Origin of the sequence: Nocardia sp. XZ_19_369 (genome assembly GCF_015355715.1) — a bacterium.
GTDB lineage: Bacteria > Actinomycetota > Actinomycetes > Mycobacteriales > Mycobacteriaceae > Nocardia.
In genome coordinates this window covers 271,129-291,815 of record NZ_JACVED010000001.1, presented here as the reverse complement: position 1 = coordinate 291,815, position 20,687 = coordinate 271,129, and the positions used below count along the sequence as shown (strand labels likewise).

The following is a 20,687-nucleotide window of genomic DNA, read 5'->3' as shown; positions in this document are numbered from 1 at the left end:
TGTCGCCCGGCGTAGTGCCCCTTCAGCTTTCGGCTCTCACGCCCGGCGCATGTACGCCTTCACGGCGAGCGGGGCGAAAATGGCGATCACCACCACCGAGCCGATCAGCGAGTAGGCCAGATTGGCGCCGTAGACGTTGCCGTTCATCAGGTCCTGGCACGCATTCACCATGTAATACACCGGGTTCACGTGGTTCAGGCCTTGCAGCCACCCTGGCATCGTCTGCACCGGTGCCAGCGCGCCGGACATGAACGTCAGCGGGAACATGATGATCATCGAAATGCCTTGCACGCTGGAGGCACTCTTGCCGGTGACCCCCACCAGCGCCCAGATCCAGCTGACCGCGAACGAGCACGCGATGATCACCAGTGCGGCGGCGAGGACACCGGCGAAACCGCCGCCGGGCCGGTAGCCGAGGCACAGGCCGACCACAATGGTGAGCACCGTCGCGATGGTGTAGCGCACCATGTCGGCGATGAGCGCACCGGCCAACGCCGAAATGCGGGCGATCGGCAGGGATTTGAAGCGATCGAAGACGCCCTTGTCCATGTCCTCGCGCAACTGGGTGCCGGTGACCACCGAGGTCAGGATCACCGTCTGCACCAGGATGCCCGGGATGAGGGTCGGCAGATAGTCGTGCACGCTGCCGCCGATCGCGCCGCCGAAGATGTAGGCGAACAACGCGGTGAACAGGATCGGCTGCACCGTCACGTCGAACAGCTGTTCCGGGTTGTGCTTGATCTTCAACAGGCCGCGGTAGGCCATCGTGAACGAGGTTTCGACGGTGCGGCGCAGCGGGAGATGGTTGCTGACCGCTGGAATGTTGACCGGCGCCGCGCGGCGCGTCGTGGTCGGTGCGGTGATGGTGGTCATGCCGCGCTCCGTTCGGAATCGTTGTCGGCGGCCGGGTGGCCGGTGATGGTGAGGAAGACCTCGTCGAGGCTCGGCTTGCTGACGGTGATCTCGTCGACGCCGATCTCCCGCTCGCGCAGGCGAATCAGCAGATCGGCGGTCACCCCGGCGTCGCGCAGCGGTGCGGTGAGCCGACCGGCCTCGGGGGTGACCACGGCGTCCACGCCGAGGAATTCGCTGACGATGCGGCGGGCCGTCTCGAGCTGACCGCGGTCGACCAGGGTCAGGTGCAGCGACGAACCGCCGACCGAGGCCTTGAGTTCGTCGGCGGTGCCGTCGGCGATGACCCGGCCGTGGTCGATCACCGCGATGCGGTCGGCCAATTGGTCGGCCTCGTCGAGGTATTGGGTGGTCAGCAGCACCGTGGTGCCGCCGCGGACCAGCCTGCGGATGGTCTCCCACATCTGGGCGCGGGTGCGCGGGTCGAGTCCGGTGGTCGGCTCGTCGAGGAATAGCAGCGGCGGCGTCGCGATCAGGCTGGCGGCGAGATCGAGCCTGCGCCGCATGCCGCCGGAGAAGTTCTTCAGCGGCTTGGCCGCCGCTGCCACCAGGTCGAACTCCTCGAGCAGCTCGACGGTCTTGCGGCGAGCATCGGTCCGGCTGAGGCCGAGCAGGCGGGAGAACAGGATCAGGTTCTCGGCGGCCGACAGGTCCTCGTCGACCGAGGCGTACTGCCCGGTGACGCCGACGAGGGAGCGCACGGCCGTCGGTTCGGCGACCACATCGTGGCCGAAGATGCGGGCGCTGCCGCCGTCGAGGCGAAGCAACGTGGCCAGCATCTTGATGGTCGTGGTCTTGCCCGCGCCGTTCGGCCCGAGCACGCCGTACACCGAACCCTGCGGCACCGCCAGGCTCACCCCGTCGACGGCGCGCTGGTCCCCGAACACCTTGACCAGCTCGTCCGCCTCGACGGCGAGTGCTGAAGTGGGTGTGAAAGAAGTCATGAGGATGACTGTGCGGCCCCTCTCTTGCATGACCCTTGCACGGCAGTGACACAACCGGAACTGACCACCCTGTTCTGGCCCGTCTTGCAGAGCTATCTGCGCATCGTCACGCACCCGACGATCTGCGCGTCGCCCCTACCGATCGCGACGGCACAGCAGGCAGTCGAGGCGGTGCTGGCGTCGCCGTCGATCCGGGTGGTCGCCGAGGGCGAGAACTTCTGGCGCTGCTACCGCCAGGTCGGTGGCGGCCGCGGCAATGAGGTGCCCGACGCGGTGATCGTCGCGCTCATGCTCGAGCACGGCGTGTCGACGATCTACAGCCGGGACAGGGACTTTCGGAAGTACCCGGCCATCTCCGTCCGCGACCCGTTCGCGGACTGAGTCGGCCGGGTCAGCGCGCCGAGTCGGCGAGCAGGTTCTCCCGCAGCATGGTGCGGTCGGGCTTGCCCGGGCCGCGCATCGGGATCTCGTCGACCAGGGTGAGTTCGCGGGGGGCCGCGATGGAATCGAGTTCGGCCACGACGAATTCGCGCAGCTGCTCGAGGGTCGGCACCGCCCCGGGCGCGGGGACCACCACGACCGCGACCCGCTGGCCGAGCCGCTCGTCCGGCAGACCGAGCACCACGCACTCGCGGATGGCCGGATGGTTCATCAGCACGGCCTCGACGACCTGCGGGATCACCAGGAGCCCGCCGGTCATGATCGCCTCGTCCAGCCGGCCGGTGATGCGCAGCCTGCCGTTGTCGAAGACGCCCGCGTCCTCGGTGCGGAACCAGCCGGGCTCGGCGAAGGCGGAATGGCCCGGTTGGCCGCGGTAACCGGAGGCGATCATCGCACCGCCGAGCAGCACCCGGCCGTCCTCGATGCGGACCTGCGTGCCGTCCAGCGGAATGCCGTCGTACACGCACCCACCGCAGGTCTCACTCATGCCGTAGGTGCGAACAACGTTGATACCGGCCGCTTTCGCGCGCTCGTACACCGGCGGCGGCGTGGCCGCCCCGCCGACGAGAACACCGTCCAATTCGGCGAGCGCCGCCGCGGCGACGGGTGCGTCCAGCGCCTTGATCAGCTGGGTCGGCACCAGCGCGGTGTAGCGGCGGTCGCCGCGCATGCTCGACACGGCACCGGCCAGCGCCTCGGGCAGGAAGCCGCCCGACACATCGAGAATGGTGGGCTGGGTACCGGCCAGGATGCTGCGCAGCAGCACCTGAATGCCCGCGATGTGGTGCGTCGGCAAGGCGAGCAGCCAGCTGCCCGGACCGCCGAGACGGTCGTGGGTAGCGGTGCCACTGGCCCGCAGGGCGGCGGCGCTGAGCATCGCGCCCTTGGGCACCCCGGTGGTGCCGGAGGTGGTCACCACGAGCGCGACCTCGTCATCGATCGTCTCGCCGGGCGCGAGGGCGTCACTGAGGCGCCTGGCCTCGCGGCGGTCGCTGGTCGGGATCGGCAACCACGCGGGACCGTTGCCCTCCAACGCTTCCCGCAGATGCGGCAGCACCTCGCCAGCACCGGAGCCGGTGGGCATAGGCAAAGTGCGAAGAGTGCGACTCACGACCGCACCTCGCCAGCGCCAAGACACCCGTTGGGCTTACTCACAACCCCACTGCGCTCGCTCACGTCAGCGATCGTGTCATGGCCGCGTCGCCGAACGCGGAACGGGTGGTCGGTTTGCGGGGGCGGCGCGAAACATGTGCGGCCGCTCCCAAGAAATGGGGCTCAGGTACGCCAGGCATCGAGACTGCGATTCACTCGTCGGACGGGTTACGCATGGTGGCCGGGCCGGACATCGGCGGTCGGGGGCCTTCCGAGCGCTATCGTCCTCGCCGTGGCGCGCCTTGGCAACTCGGTCCGGTCGCCGCGCGTGCGTACAAATAAAATGTCAGTCCGCTGACCAGCGCGGATCCCGTCGGATCGGATGCGCAGGCGGCACCTCGACGAGCACGATCGGCACCCCATCGGGGTCACGCACCCACATTTCGATCAGCCCCCACGGTTCCTGCACGGGTGCCCGGTCGATGGCGATGCCCTTCACCGCGAGTTCCGCGGCCGCGTCCGCGACGTCGCGCACCTGCAGCCAGATCGCACCTTGGAAGGACGACGACTCACCGGATCCGCCGTGCGCGGCCACCTCGATCAGCGACTGCCCGGCGAAGAACACCGTGCCGCCCGGATACTCGCGCGCGATGGCCAGCCCGAGCCCGTCGCGATAGAAGTCGAGGGCCCGCTGATAGTCGGCGGGCCGCAGAATGATGCGGCTGCTGAGAATGTCCATGTCAGAAGTACCAGGGGTAGGGGGTCCAGTCGGGCTTGCGCTTCTCCAGGAACGCGTCGCGGCCCTCGACGGCCTCGTCGGTCATGTAGGCCATGCGCGTCGCCTCACCGGCGAACAATTGCTGGCCGACCAGTCCGTCGTCGAGCAGGTTGAACGCGTACTTGAGCATGCGCTGCGCCTGCGGTGACTTGCCGTTGATGTCGGCGGTCCATTCCAGCGCAACATCTTCCAGCTCGGCGTGGTCGACCACCTTGTTCACCGCGCCCATCTGGTGCATCTCCTCGGCGGTGTACGGGCGGCCGAGGAAGAAGATCTCGCGGGCGAACTTCTGGCCCACTATTTTCGCGAGATAGGCGCTGCCGTAACCGCCGTCGAAGCTGCCGACGTCGGCGTCGGTCTGCTTGAAGCGGGCGTGCTCGCGGCTGGCCAGCGTGAGGTCACAGACCACATGCAGGCTGTGCCCGCCGCCCGCGGCCCAGCCGTTCACCAGCGCGATGACCACCTTCGGCATGAACCGGATCAGCCGCTGCACCTCGAGGATGTGCAACCGGCCCGCGCGCGCCTGGTCGACGGTGTCCGCGGTGTCGCCGCTGGCGTACTGGTAGCCGTTGCGGCCGCGGATGCGCTGGTCGCCGCCGGAGCAGAAGGCCCAGCCGCCGTCCTTCTCGCTGGGGCCGTTGCCGGTGAGCAGCACCGCGCCGACGTCCGGGGTCATCCGCGCGTGGTCCAGTGCCCGATAGAGTTCGTCGACCGTATGCGGGCGAAACGCGTTGCGCACCTCCGGTCGATCGAACGCGACACGGACCGTGCCCTGTTCGATGTGCCGGTGGTAGGTGATGTCGGTCAGATTCTCGAACCCGGGGACGGGTCGCCACAACTTCGGAGTGAACGTCACCCCAGTGATTATTGCCTTCGTCGCGCAGGTGGCTTGTCCGGTGTCCGAAGTGTCCCGACTTGACGGTGTAAAACAAGCGGTTACCGTGCAGGTATGAACGAGCGAGTGAAACCGGTTATCGACCGCAGTGCGGTGGACGAGTCCCGGTACGAGAAACACGGGGGATTTCCGAAGGTGTCCCGCGCGAAGATCGGGCGCAACTTCGCCCCGTTCGTCGAGGCGATGCGCACCTTGCAGGATCTCGCGGTTTCCGTTGACGCACCCGACGAGGTCTTCGGTGACGCGCTCGCCCAGGCCGAGCAGCTGATCGCGCTGTTGGATCCCTACCGCGCACCGGAATTGCAGGGCCCGGCGGGCCGCGCCGTCGAACTGCCCGGCCGCGGCAGTCTGCTGTTGCTGCCGTGGCGGGTGGTCGAGGCGGGCCCGGACGGCATCCGGATGACCGGTGAATTCCGCCGTTTCCACCTCGGCGGCAACGGCGCTGCGCACGGCGGCGTGCTGCCGCTGCTGTTCGACGATCTGCTCGGCATGATCGTGCACTACGCCGGACGGCCCATCAGTCGCACCGCGTATCTCCATGTGAATTACCGCAAGATCACCCCGCTGGAGACGCCGCTGACCGTGCACGGGCGGGTCGATCGGATCGAGGGCCGCAAGACCTTCATCACCGCGGAATTGCTCGATGAGCAGGGCAATGTGCTCGCCGACTGCGAGGGATTGATGGTCCAGCTGCTGCCGTGGCAGCCATGAGCGACCGTCCGGTCTGTATTTGCGGTGGCGCAGGCCACGTTTGGGACGCACCGCGTTAGCGGGTGAGTGCCGCGACCAGTTGCGCGGGGATGCGTATAGTTGCGCCTGCTCGTTCATCGAAACCTATTCCGGAGGACCTGAAAGTGGTTGCAGCACTGTCTGAATCCCTGCTCGACGACGCCAAGCGCCCGGCTTTCCTTGCCGATGCCGTCGAGGTTCTTGATGCCGAGGTCTCGGACAAGGGTGGTGCGTCCGGCCTGGCTGTGAAGGGTGGCTACGCGGCGGTCAAGAAGATCAGCCCGTCGATCGTGCCCGACGCCCTGGAGTCGTTGGCGCCCAAACTCGTTGCGCAGCTGGACCCGTTCTGGCAGGAATACACCGCTACGGGGTCCGGCACGTTCGGCGATCTGCTGGTCGCCAAGTCCGACGAGGTTGCCGAGGCCTTGCTCTCGGTCACCGACGCCCGCGCCGAAGCCTCCACCCGGCCCGCGCTGAAGAAGGTCTACTCGTCGATGCGTTCGTCGGCGAAGAAGAACGTCATCGAGGCGCTGCCGCGCGTCGGCGACCTGATTCAGAAGCACGCCAACTGAATCAAGACCGTGCACGACGAACGCGTCGCACATCGACCGGCCGCCCGCGGCCGTACTTTCCGATGTGCGGCGCGTTCTGCGTTTCGGGGGAGTGCCACACCCCCGCCGGGTGTGAGCAGGGCGACGAAGACGAGACGGCCACTGTCTGAGAGGCTGGAGAGGTGAACCCGTCTACAGCACAAGCGCAGGTCGTGGTGGACGAACTCGCGCGTGGGGGTGTGCGCGACGTCGTCCTGTGTCCCGGCTCGCGCAACGCGCCGCTGGCCTTCGCGCTGCAGGCCGCCGACGCGGCCGGTCGGCTGCGGCTGCACATGCGCATCGACGAGCGGACGGCCGGTTTCCTCGCCATCGGATTGTCGGTGGCCAGCCGCCTGCCGGTGCCCGTGGTGATGACATCGGGGACCGCGGTGGCAAATCTCGGCCCGGCCGTGCTGGAGGCCAATTACGCGCGCATTCCGCTGGTGGTGCTCAGCGCGAACCGGCCCTACGAGATGCTCGGTTCCGGCGCCAATCAGACGGTGGAGCAGCTCGGACTGTTCGGTAGCCAGGTCCGCGCCACCATCAGCCTCGGCCTCGCCGAGGAGGAGGCCGAGACGGCCGACTGCGTGGCGTACGGCCACCAGAACAGCCAGTGGCGCTCGGCCGTCTGCCGGGTGCTCGCGGCGGCCCGCGGCACCCGCTCCGGCAATGCGGGCCCGGTGCACTTCGACATCCCGCTGCGCGAGCCGCTGGTGCCCAATCTGGCGCCGGGCGAGACGGCGCCGGGCGGCCGCGCGGACGACCAGGCGTGGACCAAAACCCAGTACGCCACGCTCGATGTGCCGCTCGATCTCGATCTCACCCCCGACACCGTCGTCATCTCCGGGCACGGCGCCGGGCTGCGGCCGGAACTCGCCGACCTGCCGACGGTCGCGGAACCCACCGCCCCGATGCACGGTCCCGCCCTGCATCCGCTCGCGTTGCCGCTGCTGAAGCCGCGCCAAGCCATCATCACCGGACGGCCCACGCTGCATCGTCAGGTCTCCAAAGTCCTTGCCGACCCGGCGGTTCGGGTCTACGCGCTCACCACCGGCCCGCGCTGGCCCGATGTCTCCGGCAATGTGCTCGGCACCGGCACCAGGGCGGTCACCACCGGCGCACCGCGCCCGGAGTGGCTGGCCTACTGCCGCGAACTCGACGCGAAAGCCAATCAGGTGGTGCGCGAGGAACTCGACCGCCATCCCAAGCCGACCGGCCTGCACGTGGCCGCCGTGGTGATGAACGCGCTGCGCGACGGCGACCAGCTGCTGCTCGGCGCCTCTAATCCGGTGCGCGACGCCGCGCTGGTGTCGCACCCGCGCCCGGGCATCAGGGTGCTGTCCAACCGCGGTGTCGCGGGCATCGACGGCACCGTGTCCACCGCGGTCGGGGCGGCGCTGCGGCACGAGGGCCGCACCGTGGCGCTGATCGGCGACCTGACCTTCCTGCACGACGCCGCCGGCCTGCTGATCGGCCCCGGCGAGCCACGGCCCGCCGATCTGACCATCGTGGTGGCCAACGACGACGGCGGCGGCATCTTCGAACTGCTCGAGCAGGGCGACCCGCAGTACGCGGGCGTCTTCGAGCGCGTCTTCGGCACCCCGCACGGAATGGATCTCGCCGCGCTGTGCGCGGCCTATCGCATCCCGCACCGGCAGGTCGATCCCGAGCAGCTGGCCGTCGAACTGGCGGGCAACGCACACGGCACCCGGGTGCTGGAGGTGGCTACCGAGCGTTCCAGCCTGCGCGAGCTGCACGCGACGGTGCGCGCCAAGATCGGCCCCTGAGCCGAACTGCTCGGGCTACCGCGATCAGGCCGGATCCGGCTCGTCGTCGAGCGGTACGGGAATCGACTGCTCGAACACGTCGGCCGGATCGGCGCTCCAGGTGTCGCGGGCGACGTTCTCGGCAATCTCCTGGTCGATGACGCCGTCCTGCTCGAGTCCGTCGTCGACGTAGCCTGTGTCGTCCGGGTAGGCGGGCGTGGACTGTTCGGCCAGGTCGGCCTCCGGAACGGCATTCATCTCGGTGGACGTGCTGCGATCGGTCATCGTGCGCTCCTCTCCGCAGTGGGTCTCGGTCGGGGCGTACCCAGTTGTGGCGCGCCACAATCAAGGCGGACAACAGTCCAGCACTGTCGAGCATGCGCCAGGTCCGGTCACCGGGCAACCCCGGGGCGTCCGGTTACTCGCCGTCGAGCGCCCCGGTGCCGTTGGCCGGATATTCGACAAGCGCGAGCGTGCGGCCTGCCATGAATCGTGCGGTCCGCACCGGTGTCCCGGTCCGCGTCACCTCGCTGACTTCCACCACACCGCGTGCGATGCGTACCTCGACTCGGCGCCCCGCGCGGGTGGCGGCCACTTCATAACTGCGAGACCCGTCGCCGAAGTCGACAACGATCTCTACTCGATCACCCTTCATCTACCAATTGTCCGCTTTTCCAGCGCTTTTCGCGGTCACGACTTGGTCGCGGGGCACGCCGGTGGGCGGGCACCGATGAATCCCGCTGCGCCGCACCGTCTGCACAAGAGGAGCCGTCCGCACCTGTCCAGGAGAACCCATGAACCCGGAATTCGATTTCGAACCGGCCGCCACCGCTCTCGAGGCCGTAGTTGTCCGCATCACCGATGAGCAGCTCGCCGACGAGACGCCGTGCGCGGATACCACCGTGCGCGATCTGCTCGCCCACGTCGTCGACCTGACCGAGGCGTTCCGCCAGGCCGCGACGAAGGAGGCGGTCGGCGGGTCGGTCGCACCCACCGTGGGGGACGAGCGCACGCTGGCCGGCGATTGGCGCTCGCGCATTCCCGCGCAACTGAAGGCGCTGGTTTCCGCGTGGCGTGAGCCGGGCGCCTGGGACGGCGTGACGGAGGCGGGTGGGGTCAGTGAGCAGGCGCCGGTGATGGCCATGATCGCGCTGGACGAGCTGGTCGTGCACGGCTGGGATCTGGCGCAGGCCACCGGTCAGCCGTTCAGTGCGACGGCCACCGATCTCGCCATCCTGCTCGACATGCTCCGCGAGACCCCGCCGGAGGGCACCCCGGGTCTCTTCGGCCCGGTGCTCCCGGTCCCCGCCGAGGCCTCCGCGCTCGACCGGGTGCTCGCGCTCACCGGTCGCAGCGCCGCCTGGGCGGGGTAGCGCGACTCACTGTTCGCCGGTGACGAATATGCCTGCGCTGACCGCGTTTACGGCGGCGCGGGCGGCGGACGTCGCGGCGCGATCATCGATCGGGTCGCCGCTGGCGAGCAGGCGGTAGTACAGCGGTGCCGACACTGCCGAGAGCACGGCGCGGGGATCGGTGCCTGCGGGCGCCTCGCCGCGTTCCACCGCCCGTTCGACGCAGGGTGACCATTCGGTGAGCCGGACGTCGTAGAAGCGGCGCAGGGCCGCGGCGGCCGCCTCGTCACAGGTGGCCGCGGCGATCACGGCCTGAAAGAGCCTGCCCTGCCGGGGATCGGTCAGTGTTCTGGCGACCAGGCGGGCATTGGCGGTGAGGTCGCCGAGCAGCGATCCGGTGTCGGCATGCGGCAGCGACTGCTCGGCCATCTCGGCCAGCAGGTCGGTGACCAGACCGGTGGGGTTGCGCCAGCGGCGGTAGACGGTGGTCTTGCCGACCTCGGCGGCGGCCGCGACCTCGGCGAGGTCCAGGTGCGCGAAACCGCGCTCGGCGAGTAGGTCGCCCGCGACGTGCAACACGGATTCGCGCACCCGAGCCGTGCGGCCACCGGGGCGGATCGAGCCGGGAACCGCCTCGTCTCCAGTCATAATGGGTCTCCAGTTTCATTTAGCGCCGATTGGGTGTACCGTTCGACGTGTTAACGGAACTATAGACCCTTTAGGAGTCACAATGGAGTACCGGCGGCTTGGTGCATCAGGTCTGCACGTTCCGGCTCTGAGCTTCGGCGCGGGCACCTTCGGTGGACGCGGCGAACTGTTCAGCGCCTGGGGCGACACCGATGCCGAGCAGGCGCGGCGGTTGGTCGACATCAGCCTGGAGGCGGGTGTCACCATGTTCGACACCGCCGATGTCTACTCCGACGGCGCCTCGGAGGAGGTGCTCGGCGCGGCCATCAAGGGCAGGCGCGATCAGCTGCTCATCTCCACCAAGGCCTCGCTGCCCACCGGCCCGGGCCCGTCGCAGGCCGGTTCCGGCCGCGCCCGGTTGGTCGGCGCGGTGGAAGCCTCGCTGCGCAGGCTCGGCACCGACTACATCGACCTGTTCCAGCTGCACGCCTTCGACGCGGGCACCCCGGTCGAGGAAGTTGTTGCCGCACTGGACGATCTGGTGCGTGCGGGCAAGATCCGCTACCTCGGCGCCTCCAACTTCGCCGGCTGGCAGCTGATGAAATCCCTTGCCGCGGCGGACAAGCACGGCCTCACCCGCTACGTCGCGCACCAGGTGTATTACTCGCTGGTGGGCCGCGACTACGAGTGGGAGCTCATGCCGCTCGGCCAGGACCAAGGCGTCGGCGCGGTGATCTGGAGCCCGCTGGGCTGGGGCAGGCTGACCGGCAAAATCCGGCGCGGCCAACCCCTTCCGGACGGCAGCCGGTTGCACCAGACCGCCGCCGCGGGCCCGCCGGTCGACGACGACAAGCTCTACGACGTGGTCGACGTCCTCGACGAGCTCGCCGCCGAAACCGGTAAGACCGTCCCGCAGATCGCTCTCAACTGGCTGCTGCGCCGCCCCACCGTCGCCACCGTCATCGTCGGCGCCCGCAACGAGGACCAGCTACGCCAGAACCTCGGCGCCATCGGCTGGGAACTGACCCCCGACCAGATAGCCCGTCTCGATAAGGCCAGCGCCACCACCCCGCCCTACCCCTACTACCCGTACTACCGCCTCGCCGACTTCACCCGCCTCAATCCTCCTGCGGTGTAGCCGAACCCGTGCGTCGTTCAGTAGACGTCGCGGACGTAGCGCTTCTGGGCGACCAGTTGTTTGCGGAAGGCGAGGGCGCCCGCTTCGTCGAGGTTGCCGTGGACGCGGGCGATACGCAGCAGCGCTTCGTCCACGTCCTTCGCCATTCTGGTCGCGTCGCCGCAGACGTAGAGGTGCGCGCCGTCGCACAGCCAGGACCACAGCTCGGCGCCGTGCTCGATCATGCGGTGCTGCACGTAGATCCGCTCCCGCTGGTCGCGGGAGAAGGCCAGGTCGAGGCGGGTGAGGAAGCCGGAGCGGAACATGTCTTCCAGTTCGGTCCGGTAGTAGAAGTTGCGCGCGGCGTGCTGTTCGCCGAAGAACAGCCAGTTGCGGCCGGTGCAGCCGAGTGCGCGGCGCTCCTGCAGGAAGCCGCGGAACGGCGCGATGCCGGTGCCGGGCCCGACCATGATCATCGGTGCGGTCGGGTCGGCGGGCGGCCGGAAGTGCGGTGCGCGCTGCAGGAAGATCGGCACGGCGGTGGGTCCGGTGCCCGCTCGATCGGCCAGGAAGGTCGAGCAGACACCGCCGCGCCGGGCCGCCGATCCGGTGGCGGCGGGATCGCCGTAGCGCACCACGCCGACGGTCAGCTGCACCTCGTCGGGGCTGACCAACGGGCTCGACGAGATCGAATACTGGCGCGGCTGCAGCTTTTTCAGTATGCCGAGCCAGTCGACCAGATCGGCCCGCACCGGGAAGTCGCGCAGCACGTCCACGGCCTGCCGGTCCCACAGGTAATTGTCGAGTTCGATCCGATTGTCGCGCCGCAGCAGCTTCGCCAGCCGGGTGTTCGGGTTGCGTTCGGCGATGAAGGTGAGCAGGTCGTTGCTCACCTTGCTGATGTCGTAGTGCGTGCGCAACGCTTCGGCCAGCGACAGTTCGCGGTCGTCGACCTCGATGATCCGCCGGCCGTCGAGTCCGGCGCCGGCCAGCCACTCGTCCACCAGCGCGGTGTCGTTGGTCGGCCAGACGCCGAGCGAGTCGCCGACCTCGTAGTCGGCCTCCAGGCCGCGCAGATCGAAGCCGAACTGCCGCACCTCTTTCGGTGAGTCACTGAGGGTGAGCGGCTCGTTGCGCACCAGCGCCGCGGGTACCGGCGCGTGCCGGGTGAACGGCGCGATCTCTCGCCGGGTGCGCCCCGGCGCGGGCGCGGTCGCGCGGGTGCGCACCGCCGTCATGGTGCCGCCGCCTCGACTGGGTGCCGGTCCTTTCGCGGGCGGGCCCGGATCAGTTTCCGGCGCAGCGGTTTCCACGCCCTCGCCGAGCAGCGCCACGATCGAATCGAGCCAGCGCTCGGCGGGCTCCAGGAAATCCGGCTCGCTGTCGACGCGGTCGAGCAGCCGCACCGCACCGTATTCGGCCAACCGTTCATCGAGTTTGCGGCCGTGCCCGCAGAAGTCGTCGTACGAGGAGTCGCCCAGGGCGAACACCGCATAGCGCACGCCGGTGAGGCGAATCGCATTGCTGTCCAGCTGGTTCCAGAAGTCGGCGCCGTTGTCCGGTGGCCCGCCGTCGCCGAAGGTGCTGCTGATCACCAGCACGTCACCGGTCAACGCGTCCACCGCACACGAGTCCATGTCGAGCAGCCGTGGCGCGAAACCGCATTCGGTGAGCCGCGCGGCCACCGTCGCGGCGAGTTCCTCCGCCGTCCCGGTCTGCGAGGCCCACAGCACGGTCACCGGGTGGGCGCTCGCCGCCTCCGGCGCTCCGGCGCGGGAGTACATGCCTGCCAGCACGCCATCGATCCAGAGCCTGCTCTGCGTGGACATCGGCGCCGCGGCGGGCAGCACAGGCTGCCCGGTCACCGGAACCGCCTGCAGTGCGGAGAGATACCCGCTGAGATAGATCCGCTCGGTCTCGGTGAGCATCGGGGTGGCGGCGGCGTCCAGCCCGAACAAGGCGGCCAGCGGATGGGCGGCGGCCATCGCGGGCGTCGGCACCGCGGGCGAGTGCGGCGGCTCGGCCTCCGGCACCGCCACTCTGCGCAGCGAGATCGCGCAGGCCTTGAACTCCGGTTGCAGCGAAGCCGGATCGACGGCGTCGTTGGTGACCGCGTTGATCGTCAGATATTCACCGTGCTCGTCGTTCCAGTGGAACGGCGCGAAGCAGTCACCGGGCCGGACCCGGTCGCTGATCTGCACCGGCAGCACCGCCCGCCCACGCCGCGAGGCGATTTCGAGCTGGTCGCCCGCGCGCACTCCGAGCCGTTCGGCGTCGGCCGGGTGCACCTCGACGAACGGCTGCCCGTTCAACTTGTTCAGCTTGTCGATCTTGCCGGTCTTGGTCATCGTGTGCCATTGGTGCTGCAGCCGACCGGTATTGAGCACGAACGGGAAGTCGTCGTCGGGCAGCTCCGCGGCCGGCAGATGCGGGCGCGGCCAGAACACGGCGCGCCTGCTCGGGGTGGCGAACGCCAGCCTCGGCCGATGACCGGACGCGTCGACGTGCAGTGTCTGGCTGACCCCGTCGTTGAGATAGCGAATCGGATTGCGCGCGCCGGCCCCCTCGGGACACGGCCACTGCATCGGCCCCTCCCTGAGTCGCTCGAAATCCATGCCGCGCAGGTCATATCCGGTGGCGGGATTGGCGAACTGTTTGATCTCGGCGAAAACCTCGGCGCTGGAGGCGAAGTCGAAGCCGGGGAAGCCCATCGCGGTGGCCACCTGGGCGATCAGCAGCCAGTCCGGGCGAGTATCGCCGATCGGATCGACGGAACGCTGCAGCAGCGTGACGTTGCGTTCCGAATTCACCATCACCGCATCGGCTTCGGCCCACAGCGTGGCGGGCAGCAACAGGTCGGCGTAGGCGTTGGTGGCGGTTTCGGCGTACGCGTCCTGCGCGATCACCAGTTCGGCCGTCTCCAGCCCGTCGAGCACGGTCTTGCGGTTGGCCACCGTGGCAACGGGATTGGTGCAGATGATCCAGGCGGCCTTGATGTTGCCCGCCGCCAGCTCGCGGAACATCTCGATGGTGCCCGGACCCACCTCCTCGCGAATCGTGCCGGCCTCGAGACCCCAGGCGGTTTCCACGAACGCGCGGTCGGCGGGGGAGAGCACGCTGCGCTGGCCCGGCAGGCCGGGGCCCATGTACCCCATTTCGCGGCCGCCCATGGCATTCGGCTGTCCGGTCAGCGAGAACGGCCCGCTGCCGACTCGCCCGATGGTGCCGGTAGCCAGGTGCAGATTGCAGAGCGCGTTGGTGTTCCAGGTGCCGTGGGTGGACTGGTTGAGCCCCATCGTCCACAGCGACATCCACTCGCCCGCCTCGCCGATCCACTGTGCGGCGGTACGGATATCGGCTTCGGCGAGCCCGGTGATCTCGGCGACCCGCGCGGGCGGATAGTCCGCGAGGAACTCGGGCATCCCGGCCCAGCCCTCGGTGTGCTCGGCAATGAAATCCTGGTCTATGTCACCGTTTTCGACCAGCAGATGCAGCAGCCCGTTCAGCAGCGCCAGGTCGGTGCCTGGCGCGATCTGCAGGAACAGGTCGGCGCGCGCCGCGGTATCGGTGCGGCGCGGGTCGACGACGATCAGCTTGGCGCCGGCCTTGACCCGATCGACCATGCGCAAGTACAGGATCGGGTGACAGTCGGCCATGTTCGCGCCGATCACGAAGAACAGGTCGGCGTGTTCGAAGTCGTCATAGGAGCCGGGCGGCCCGTCCGCACCCAGCGACTGCTTGTAACCGGTACCGGCGCTCGCCATGCACAGCCGCGAGTTCGCCTCGATGTGCACGGTTCGCAGGTAGCCCTTGGCCAGCTTGGTCGCCAGGTACTGTGCCTCGAGCGACATCTGCCCGGAGACGTACAGCGCGATCGCGTCGGGCCCGTGCTCGTCCAGGATCGCCCGCAACCGGTCGGCCGCCTCGCGCACGACGTCGTCGACCGGTGCCGGCACCGGCTCCTGCCCGCGTTCGGGACGTCGGAACGCGGTCTGCATCCGGCCGGGCGCCCGCATCAATTCCAGGTGGGTGGCGCCCTTGGTGCACAGCCTGCCCGCGTTCGCCGGGTGCAGCTTGTCCCCGCTGACCTTGGCGATCACCGGTGCCCCGTCGGCGCCGGCCCGCGTCTGCACCGTGACGCCACAACCGACGCCACAGTACGAGCATGCCGTCCGCGCGGTGCCGTCCGCGCGCGTCGTGCCTGCGTCCACCATGCCCCGATCATGGCCATCGCCGATTGCGGCGGGTTTACCGCGCGTTATCGCCAGATGACATTGCCCCTCACAGGCGGAAAAATCGCCGGTGAGGTGTGACGCAGGTCGCTGATCAGCCCAGTTTGTACGCGCGATGCAGCGCGACGATCCCGCCGGTGAGGTTGCGCCACTTCACCGAGGACCACCCGGTGCTCGCGATCCGCAGCGCCAGTTGCCGCTGGTTCGGCCAGGCGCGGATCGACTCGGCCAGGTAGACGTAGGCGTCCGGATTGCTGCTGACCGCGCGGGCCACCTTCGGCAGCGCCTTCATCAGATATTCCATGTATACGGTGCGGAAACCCGGCACGACCGGCGTGGAGAACTCGGCGATGACCAGCCTGCCGCCCGGCTTGGTGACCCGCAGCATCTCGCGCAGCGCGCCCTCGGTATCGGAGATATTGCGCAGCCCGTAGGAGATCGTCACCCCGTCGAACGAGTCGTCGGCGAACGGCAGCGCCAGCGCGTCGGCCGCCACCATCGGCACCTTGCGGTGCCTACCGGCGGCCAGCATGCCCTGGGAGAAGTCGGCGGCCAGGCACCAGGCGCCGGATTTCGCCAGATCGACCGTGGACACCCCGGTGCCCGCCGCGAGGTCGAGGATCCGCTCGCCCGGCCGCGGCGCCAGCGCCTTGCGCACCGCCCAGCGCCAGTAGCGATCCTGACCGCCGGAGATCACGGTGTTGGTCAGGTCGTACCGTCGCGCGACACCGTCGAACATCGTCGCCACCTCGCGCGGCTGCTTGTCCAACGAGGCCCTGGTCGATTCTGTTTTCGCCACGGTTGACCCTAACTCTCGCAGCGCGGCGCGCCGAGGGAGGTAGGGAGATTGTTCGATCACATCGCGCCGCGCTCGGCCGTTCGGACCGGCCCGGCGTTATGCCGTATGCGGTAGCCGCATTCGGTTACCGGTCACGTCCGCGTAGTGCCCCATCAGTTCGGTGCAGATCGCGGGCCAGGTGCGGTGCAGCACCGATTTACGTGCGGCTCCGGCGAATCGGGCTCGCAGTACCGGATCATGCAGTGCCCCAACGGCACTCGGCAACAGTTCGGTGAATCGGTCGACCGGGAGCAGATAACCGTTGCGACAGTGCGCGATCAGGTCGCGCGGCCCGCCCGCGTCGGGGCCGATCACCGGGATGCCGGAGGCGAGCGCTTCCTGCACGCCCTGGCAGAAGGTTTCGTGCTCGCCCGCGTGCACCATCACGTCCAGGCTCGCATACGCCTGAGCCAAGGTGTTGCCGCCGAGTTCGCCGGTGAACACGGCGGTCGGCATCATCCGGGCGAGCCGGTCGCGTTCCGGCCCATCGCCGACGATCACCAACTGGATATCCGGGTCGTTCGCTAGCACCGCGAGCCGCTCGACGTGCTTCTCCGGCGCCAGCCGTCCGACGAAGCCGACCACCAGCTTGTCGCCGTCGAGCCAGGAGTCACGCAGTTCCGTGCGCCGGGCCTGCGGGGTGAACCGGGCGATGTCCACGCCTCGACCCCACCGGTGCACGCGCGGAATGCCGTGCTGCGCCAGATCTTCGGCGGCCGCACGCGACGGCGCCAATGTCCTGGTCGCGCCCTCGTGGATGCGCCGCGTCCAAGCCCAGGCCGCCCGGCTGGCCAGCGCCAGCCCGTAGCTCTTGGCGAATCCGGCGACGTCGGTCTGATACACCGCCACCGTGGGCAGATCCAGCCGCATGGCCGCGGCGAGACCGCCTGCCCCGAGCAGGAACGGCGAGGCCAGATGCACCACGTCGGCGTCGAAATCCTCGATGGCCGAGACGATGCCCGGCTGCGGCAGCCCCACCGGCAGCGAACTGATCTTCGGCACCATCACCGCGGGCACCCGGTGCACCCGGAACCGCTCGTGCCAGCGCGCGGCGGGGGCCAGCCCGCGCGTGGTGTCCGGCGCGATGATCAGGGCGTCGTGGCCGTGCCGGTCCAGGTGATCGAGCACCCGGAGCACGGAGTTGACGACGCCGTTCATATTCGGCAGAAACGACTCGGCAACGATCGCTACACGCACTCTCTCAGGTTGACGGCCGGATCGCGCCGTCTCGCCACGCATGCGTGAAGGACACCTAAAGATCGAGCGAACTCCTCGGGCCGACCCCGGCTCGGTAGTTCAGCTCGCGCCCGGCCGTCGCCTGCTGAGCCGAACCAGCAGCCACAGCGTCGGCAGGGCGATGAGCCACACCACGACGATCACCGACAACGCGGGCGGAATGGCGACGCGGACATCGCGCCCCTCCACCCGCACCAGATCGGGGTCCGCGCGGTTGTATTCGACCCGGATGCGCTCACCCGCTGTGAGGTTGGTCGGGTACAGCACGCCGACCTTCGGATTGTGTGTCTCACCGTCGGGGGTCACGTACATGACCGCGGAGCGCAGCCGGCCTGCGGAGAGCACCTCGGCGCTGGCCACGCCCTTGTCCGAGCTGATCAGGTAGTCGTTGCGCCAGGCGGCCAGCACCAGGAGCACGACGAGCACGCTGATCACCGTGGCAGCCGTGAGCACGCCGATTCTGGCCCGCCGCAGGCGGATCGATCGCCGATCAGACTGCGTGGTTTCCAACACCGCAACAGGCTACCGATCGACTGGACTACCGTGTCGCGCATGTCCCGAAAATTCAGCTTCACCGTGCCTTACACCGTCCCGGTCGAAGATCTTCACCGGGCACTGACCGACGAGAAAGTCTGGCGAGCGCGTTTCGCCGACGCCGAGACCGCGACATTGGACCTCTCGCACCCCGAGGGCGAGGGCACCATCCGCATCCATATGACCGAAAAGGCCGCGCAGGACAAGATTCCCAGCGTGGTGAGCAAGGTGCTCAAGAGCGAGCTCATGCTCTCGCGCACCGACAACTGGCAGGCGCTCACCGGCGAGGTCGCCAAGGGCACCTTCGAGGGCGAGACCGGCGGCATCGCCACCGAGATGTCGGGCACCTACGAAATGCGCTCGACCGCAGAGGGTTCCGAGATCGAGGTGGTCGGCACCGTGCAGGTGAAGGTGCCGCTGGTCGGCGGCGCCATCGAGCCGCTCGCCGAGCAGCTGCACCATCGGGTGCTCAACAGCGAGCGCAAGTTCATCGAGGAGTGGGTCGCCGCGCAGGCGACTGCCTGATCCTCATACAGAACCTGCACCCGTCGTCCCGGCAGATACGCCGGGGCGACGGGTTTCGTTTTATTTGAAGTCCTCCGGGGAGTACTCCTTCTGCTCCACCAGCACCAGCCAGTTCCCGGAGTTGTCCCGGACGATCGCCTCGGTGCCGTAGGGCCGCTCGGCGGGCGGCTGCACGAACTCGACGCCCTTGGCGGTGAGCTCCTCGAAGGTCTTCTGGCAGTTCTCGGTGCGCAGGCCGAGCGCGCCGTGCGTGCCGTTCGCGAGGGCGCGGCGGATGGCCTCGGCCAGGTTGTCGTCCAGCGGCGGCCCGGGGATCATCAGGCCGATCTCCAACTCCGGGTGCTGCGGGTGCGCGATGGTGACCCAGCGGAACCCGTTGTCGCCCATGGTGATGTCGGCGACCTCGACGAAGCCCAGCTTGTCGATGTACCACTGCTTCGATTCGGATTGGTCCGTGACGTACACGGTGACCAGCGAGACGTTCGTGATCGTTGTCATGCGGCAAGGCTATGGCGGCCCCTCGACCGGATGCTTCTCGGAAATTGCGGTCTTCCCGTATAGTCGAGTTCGGTTATTCGAGTTCGAATATTTGGAGCGTGATGGCGGCACAGCGAGCCCGCAGAACTCCCTTGGCACTGGCCGTCCTGAGCCTGCTCAACGAGCGCCCCATGCACCCCTACGAGATGCAGGCGCTCATCAAGGACCGCCACGTCGGCCGCGTGGTGCGGATGCGCGGCGGTTCCGTCTACGACACCGTCGCCCGGCTGGCCGCGAGCGGACTGATCGAGCCGGTCGGCACCAGCCGGGCCGGTGCGCGCCCCGAACGCACCAGTTACGAAATCACCGCCACCGGACGCGCCGAACTCGACTCGCTGCTCGACGAATACCTCGCCGAGCCGATCAACGAATATCCGCGCTTCCCGGCCGGTCTCGCGCACGTCCTCAATCTGGCACCGGAGCGCGCGGCCGAACTGCTCGCCCGGCGGGCCGCGGCCTTGCGCGCCTCTTCCGCTGAGCTGACCGCTGACCTGGCCGCGGCAAAGGCGACCGAAATTCCGGAAATCGTCCTGATAGAGGGCGAGCTCCAACGCGAACTACTCGACACCGAATTGCGGTGGGTAGAGCGCGCCGCACGACGGATCGGCGACGGCGATCTGCCATGGCCGACGTGAAAGGAGTTGTCATGGAAACGAAACTGGGCCTGCCCGGCTGGCTGAAACCGATGAACCGCGTCGTGATCACGCTGAACCGACTGGGGGTGACGATCGGCACGATGCGGGTGCTCTCGGTGCCCGGCCGGGCCTCCGGCGAGCTACGGACCACCCCGGTCTCGCCGTTGACCGTGCGCGGTGCGCGCTACGTCGTCGGTCACGCCAAGGCCGAGTGGGTGCGCAACGCGCGCAAGAGCCACTGGGGCATCCTGGCCGAGGGCCGCAAACGCCACCGCGTCGACCTGATCGAACTGCCCGCCGAGGAACGCGCCGCGATCCTGCGCGAATTCCCGCGCGAGGTACCGCACGGTGTGCCGTTCTTCATCAAGCTCGGTCTGGTCGAGTCCGCCGACCCGGACGAATTCGCCGCCGCGGCCCCGCGCTGCGCGGTGTTCCGCATCGAAAACCCCACGGCGCCTTAGGTATCGCGCTTCCGGTCGCTGAGGCCGTGCATGAACACGAAGCACCCCGGAATGCGCGGTGCCCCGTCGGCGAACTTGGCCTGATACTCCGAGGGCGAGACGCCGACCAGCTGGCGGAATTTGCTGCTGAACGAGCCGAGGCTGCTGTAGCCGACCAGCATGCACACCTCGGTCACCGTGACATTGGTGGAGCGCAGCAGATCCTGCGCGCGCTCGATCCGCCGCTCCGCCAGATACGCGGCCGGCGTCAGCCCGTAGACCGCGGCGAACGCCCGCAGAAAGTGATATTTGGAAACCCCTGCGGCAGCGGCCAATTCATCGAGACGGAGCGGATCGGCATACTGTCGATCCGCGAGGTCGCGGGCCCGCCGCAGATGCGGCAGCAAGTACAACGCGGGTAAGCCACCTGCCGGGTGTCCGCCCATGGCCGGAAGCCTACCGGCAGC

Annotated in this window: 23 protein-coding genes; 9 read left to right on the top strand and 14 right to left on the bottom strand. The window is 68.6% G+C overall.

Features of this window, described 5'->3' with window-relative positions; translation table 11 throughout:
• Positions 1 to 36 precede the first annotated feature (36 nt).
• Together IBX18_RS01285 and IBX18_RS01280 are read right to left on the bottom strand one after the other, a co-directional pair.
• On the bottom strand, positions 37 to 873 hold the full coding sequence (locus IBX18_RS01285) for an ABC transporter permease (RefSeq protein WP_194831963.1): 837 nt from the start codon (positions 871 to 873) through the stop codon (positions 37 to 39).
• Positions 870 to 1,856 (bottom strand): ATP-binding cassette domain-containing protein, encoded by a 987-nt coding sequence (locus tag IBX18_RS01280; protein WP_194831962.1) that lies wholly within the window; start codon positions 1,854 to 1,856, stop codon positions 870 to 872. The genes IBX18_RS01285 and IBX18_RS01280 overlap by 4 nt, the downstream gene beginning before the upstream one ends.
• Positions 1,857 to 1,901: 45 nt before the next feature.
• Between IBX18_RS01280 and IBX18_RS01275 the strand changes: the two genes are divergently transcribed.
• Positions 1,902 to 2,237 (top strand): TA system VapC family ribonuclease toxin, encoded by a 336-nt coding sequence (locus IBX18_RS01275; RefSeq protein WP_194831961.1) that lies wholly within the window; start codon positions 1,902 to 1,904, stop codon positions 2,235 to 2,237.
• A 10-nt stretch (positions 2,238 to 2,247) separates the two neighbouring features.
• Here the strand turns inward: IBX18_RS01275 and menE are convergent, their stop codons facing one another.
• The 3 genes from menE to IBX18_RS01260 all read right to left on the bottom strand — a co-directional run bounded on the left by menE (position 2,248) and on the right by IBX18_RS01260 (position 5,023).
• A complete protein-coding gene (menE, locus tag IBX18_RS01270; RefSeq protein ID WP_194832682.1) occupies positions 2,248 to 3,381 on the bottom strand; it encodes an o-succinylbenzoate--CoA ligase in 1,134 nt (377 codons plus the stop codon).
• A 354-nt stretch (positions 3,382 to 3,735) separates the two neighbouring features.
• Positions 3,736 to 4,128: a VOC family protein gene (locus tag IBX18_RS01265; RefSeq protein ID WP_194831960.1), complete on the bottom strand. Its 393-nt coding sequence runs from the start codon at positions 4,126 to 4,128 to the stop codon at positions 3,736 to 3,738.
• Between the two features lies 1 nt (position 4,129).
• Entirely contained in the window at positions 4,130 to 5,023 is an 894-nt protein-coding gene (locus IBX18_RS01260; protein ID WP_194831959.1) for a 1,4-dihydroxy-2-naphthoyl-CoA synthase, read from the bottom strand.
• 93 nt (positions 5,024 to 5,116) lie between these two features.
• On the opposite strand from IBX18_RS01260, the gene IBX18_RS01255 reads away from it, so the two are divergent.
• The 3 genes from IBX18_RS01255 (at position 5,117) to menD (ending at position 8,168) form a co-directional block, all read left to right on the top strand.
• Entirely contained in the window at positions 5,117 to 5,773 is a 657-nt protein-coding gene (locus IBX18_RS01255; protein ID WP_194831958.1) for a PaaI family thioesterase, read from the top strand.
• Between the two features lie 143 nt (positions 5,774 to 5,916).
• Positions 5,917 to 6,363: a hypothetical protein gene (locus IBX18_RS01250; RefSeq protein ID WP_107659520.1), complete on the top strand. Its 447-nt coding sequence runs from the start codon at positions 5,917 to 5,919 to the stop codon at positions 6,361 to 6,363.
• Positions 6,364 to 6,524: 161 nt separating this feature from the next.
• On the top strand, positions 6,525 to 8,168 hold the full coding sequence (menD, locus tag IBX18_RS01245) for a 2-succinyl-5-enolpyruvyl-6-hydroxy-3-cyclohexene-1-carboxylic-acid synthase (RefSeq protein ID WP_135233604.1): 1,644 nt from the start codon (positions 6,525 to 6,527) through the stop codon (positions 8,166 to 8,168).
• Between the two features lie 24 nt (positions 8,169 to 8,192).
• Here menD and IBX18_RS01240 read toward each other — a convergent pair whose 3' ends face one another.
• Complete coding sequence (locus IBX18_RS01240; RefSeq protein ID WP_194831957.1) at positions 8,193 to 8,432, bottom strand: hypothetical protein; 240 nt, start codon at positions 8,430 to 8,432, stop codon at positions 8,193 to 8,195.
• Between the two features lie 133 nt (positions 8,433 to 8,565).
• Positions 8,566 to 8,802 (bottom strand): hypothetical protein, encoded by a 237-nt coding sequence (locus tag IBX18_RS01235; protein ID WP_107659518.1) that lies wholly within the window; start codon positions 8,800 to 8,802, stop codon positions 8,566 to 8,568.
• Between the two features lie 139 nt (positions 8,803 to 8,941).
• On the opposite strand from IBX18_RS01235, the gene IBX18_RS01230 reads away from it, so the two are divergent.
• Positions 8,942 to 9,520 carry a TIGR03086 family metal-binding protein gene (locus tag IBX18_RS01230; RefSeq protein ID WP_194831956.1) on the top strand — a complete coding sequence of 193 codons (579 nt, stop codon included), beginning with the start codon at positions 8,942 to 8,944 and terminating at the stop codon, positions 9,518 to 9,520.
• Positions 9,521 to 9,526: 6 nt separating this feature from the next.
• On the opposite strand, the gene IBX18_RS01225 is transcribed toward IBX18_RS01230, so the two are convergent.
• The gene (locus IBX18_RS01225) at positions 9,527 to 10,147 is read right to left on the bottom strand and encodes a TetR-like C-terminal domain-containing protein (protein WP_194831955.1); all 621 of its coding nucleotides are present in this window, start codon (positions 10,145 to 10,147) and stop codon (positions 9,527 to 9,529) included.
• A gap of 82 nt (positions 10,148 to 10,229) precedes the next feature.
• On the opposite strand from IBX18_RS01225, the gene IBX18_RS01220 reads away from it, so the two are divergent.
• On the top strand, positions 10,230 to 11,264 hold the full coding sequence (locus IBX18_RS01220) for an aldo/keto reductase (RefSeq protein WP_194831954.1): 1,035 nt from the start codon (positions 10,230 to 10,232) through the stop codon (positions 11,262 to 11,264).
• 17 nt (positions 11,265 to 11,281) lie between these two features.
• Here IBX18_RS01220 and IBX18_RS01215 read toward each other — a convergent pair whose 3' ends face one another.
• The 4 genes from IBX18_RS01215 to IBX18_RS01200 all read right to left on the bottom strand — a co-directional run bounded on the left by IBX18_RS01215 (position 11,282) and on the right by IBX18_RS01200 (position 18,062).
• On the bottom strand, positions 11,282 to 15,457 hold the full coding sequence (locus tag IBX18_RS01215; RefSeq protein ID WP_194831953.1) for a bifunctional nitrate reductase/sulfite reductase flavoprotein subunit alpha: 4,176 nt from the start codon (positions 15,455 to 15,457) through the stop codon (positions 11,282 to 11,284).
• A 112-nt stretch (positions 15,458 to 15,569) separates the two neighbouring features.
• Positions 15,570 to 16,274 (bottom strand): demethylmenaquinone methyltransferase, encoded by a 705-nt coding sequence (locus IBX18_RS01210; protein ID WP_194831952.1) that lies wholly within the window; start codon positions 16,272 to 16,274, stop codon positions 15,570 to 15,572.
• A gap of 96 nt (positions 16,275 to 16,370) precedes the next feature.
• Positions 16,371 to 17,510, bottom strand: coding sequence for a glycosyltransferase family 1 protein (locus tag IBX18_RS01205; RefSeq protein WP_194831951.1), 1,140 nt, complete (start codon positions 17,508 to 17,510; stop codon positions 16,371 to 16,373).
• 99 nt (positions 17,511 to 17,609) lie between these two features.
• A complete protein-coding gene (locus IBX18_RS01200; protein ID WP_194831950.1) occupies positions 17,610 to 18,062 on the bottom strand; it encodes a DUF3592 domain-containing protein in 453 nt (150 codons plus the stop codon).
• Between the two features lie 39 nt (positions 18,063 to 18,101).
• Here IBX18_RS01200 and IBX18_RS01195 point away from each other — a divergent pair, with 39 nt between their 5' ends.
• Positions 18,102 to 18,608 carry a DUF2505 domain-containing protein gene (locus IBX18_RS01195; RefSeq protein WP_194831949.1) on the top strand — a complete coding sequence of 169 codons (507 nt, stop codon included), beginning with the start codon at positions 18,102 to 18,104 and terminating at the stop codon, positions 18,606 to 18,608.
• Between the two features lie 60 nt (positions 18,609 to 18,668).
• Here IBX18_RS01195 and IBX18_RS01190 read toward each other — a convergent pair whose 3' ends face one another.
• The gene (locus IBX18_RS01190; RefSeq protein ID WP_194831948.1) at positions 18,669 to 19,106 is read right to left on the bottom strand and encodes a VOC family protein; all 438 of its coding nucleotides are present in this window, start codon (positions 19,104 to 19,106) and stop codon (positions 18,669 to 18,671) included.
• Between the two features lie 101 nt (positions 19,107 to 19,207).
• Between IBX18_RS01190 and IBX18_RS01185 the strand changes: the two genes are divergently transcribed.
• Both IBX18_RS01185 and IBX18_RS01180 read left to right on the top strand, forming a co-directional pair.
• Positions 19,208 to 19,780: a PadR family transcriptional regulator gene (locus IBX18_RS01185; protein WP_194831947.1), complete on the top strand. Its 573-nt coding sequence runs from the start codon at positions 19,208 to 19,210 to the stop codon at positions 19,778 to 19,780.
• An 11-nt stretch (positions 19,781 to 19,791) separates the two neighbouring features.
• Positions 19,792 to 20,241 carry a deazaflavin-dependent nitroreductase gene (locus tag IBX18_RS01180; RefSeq protein ID WP_194831946.1) on the top strand — a complete coding sequence of 150 codons (450 nt, stop codon included), beginning with the start codon at positions 19,792 to 19,794 and terminating at the stop codon, positions 20,239 to 20,241.
• On the opposite strand, the gene IBX18_RS01175 is transcribed toward IBX18_RS01180, so the two are convergent.
• Positions 20,238 to 20,666, bottom strand: a complete 429-nt coding sequence (locus tag IBX18_RS01175; protein WP_194831945.1) for a helix-turn-helix transcriptional regulator — start codon at positions 20,664 to 20,666, stop codon at positions 20,238 to 20,240. The two genes, IBX18_RS01180 and IBX18_RS01175, sit on opposite strands and share 4 nt — an antisense overlap.
• Positions 20,667 to 20,687 lie beyond the last annotated feature (21 nt).

What these genes read in the sequence shown, in the direction of transcription:
- IBX18_RS01285 (WP_194831963.1), bottom strand. Translation starts at nt 873, where the DNA reads ATGACCACCATCACCGCACCGACCACGACGCGCCGCGCGGCGCCGGTC.
- IBX18_RS01280 (WP_194831962.1), bottom strand. Translation starts at nt 1,856, where the DNA reads ATGACTTCTTTCACACCCACTTCAGCACTCGCCGTCGAGGCGGACGAG.
- menE (WP_194832682.1), bottom strand. Translation starts at nt 3,381, where the DNA reads ATGCCCACCGGCTCCGGTGCTGGCGAGGTGCTGCCGCATCTGCGGGAA.
- IBX18_RS01265 (WP_194831960.1), bottom strand. Translation starts at nt 4,128, where the DNA reads ATGGACATTCTCAGCAGCCGCATCATTCTGCGGCCCGCCGACTATCAG.
- IBX18_RS01255 (WP_194831958.1), top strand. Translation starts at nt 5,117, where the DNA reads ATGAACGAGCGAGTGAAACCGGTTATCGACCGCAGTGCGGTGGACGAG.
- IBX18_RS01240 (WP_194831957.1), bottom strand. Translation starts at nt 8,432, where the DNA reads ATGACCGATCGCAGCACGTCCACCGAGATGAATGCCGTTCCGGAGGCC.
- IBX18_RS01235 (WP_107659518.1), bottom strand. Translation starts at nt 8,802, where the DNA reads ATGAAGGGTGATCGAGTAGAGATCGTTGTCGACTTCGGCGACGGGTCT.
- IBX18_RS01230 (WP_194831956.1), top strand. Translation starts at nt 8,942, where the DNA reads ATGAACCCGGAATTCGATTTCGAACCGGCCGCCACCGCTCTCGAGGCC.
- IBX18_RS01225 (WP_194831955.1), bottom strand. Translation starts at nt 10,147, where the DNA reads ATGACTGGAGACGAGGCGGTTCCCGGCTCGATCCGCCCCGGTGGCCGC.
- IBX18_RS01220 (WP_194831954.1), top strand. Translation starts at nt 10,230, where the DNA reads ATGGAGTACCGGCGGCTTGGTGCATCAGGTCTGCACGTTCCGGCTCTG.
- IBX18_RS01215 (WP_194831953.1), bottom strand. Translation starts at nt 15,457, where the DNA reads ATGGTGGACGCAGGCACGACGCGCGCGGACGGCACCGCGCGGACGGCA.
- IBX18_RS01195 (WP_194831949.1), top strand. Translation starts at nt 18,102, where the DNA reads ATGTCCCGAAAATTCAGCTTCACCGTGCCTTACACCGTCCCGGTCGAA.
- IBX18_RS01190 (WP_194831948.1), bottom strand. Translation starts at nt 19,106, where the DNA reads ATGACAACGATCACGAACGTCTCGCTGGTCACCGTGTACGTCACGGAC.
- IBX18_RS01185 (WP_194831947.1), top strand. Translation starts at nt 19,208, where the DNA reads ATGGCGGCACAGCGAGCCCGCAGAACTCCCTTGGCACTGGCCGTCCTG.
- IBX18_RS01180 (WP_194831946.1), top strand. Translation starts at nt 19,792, where the DNA reads ATGGAAACGAAACTGGGCCTGCCCGGCTGGCTGAAACCGATGAACCGC.
- IBX18_RS01175 (WP_194831945.1), bottom strand. Translation starts at nt 20,666, where the DNA reads ATGGGCGGACACCCGGCAGGTGGCTTACCCGCGTTGTACTTGCTGCCG.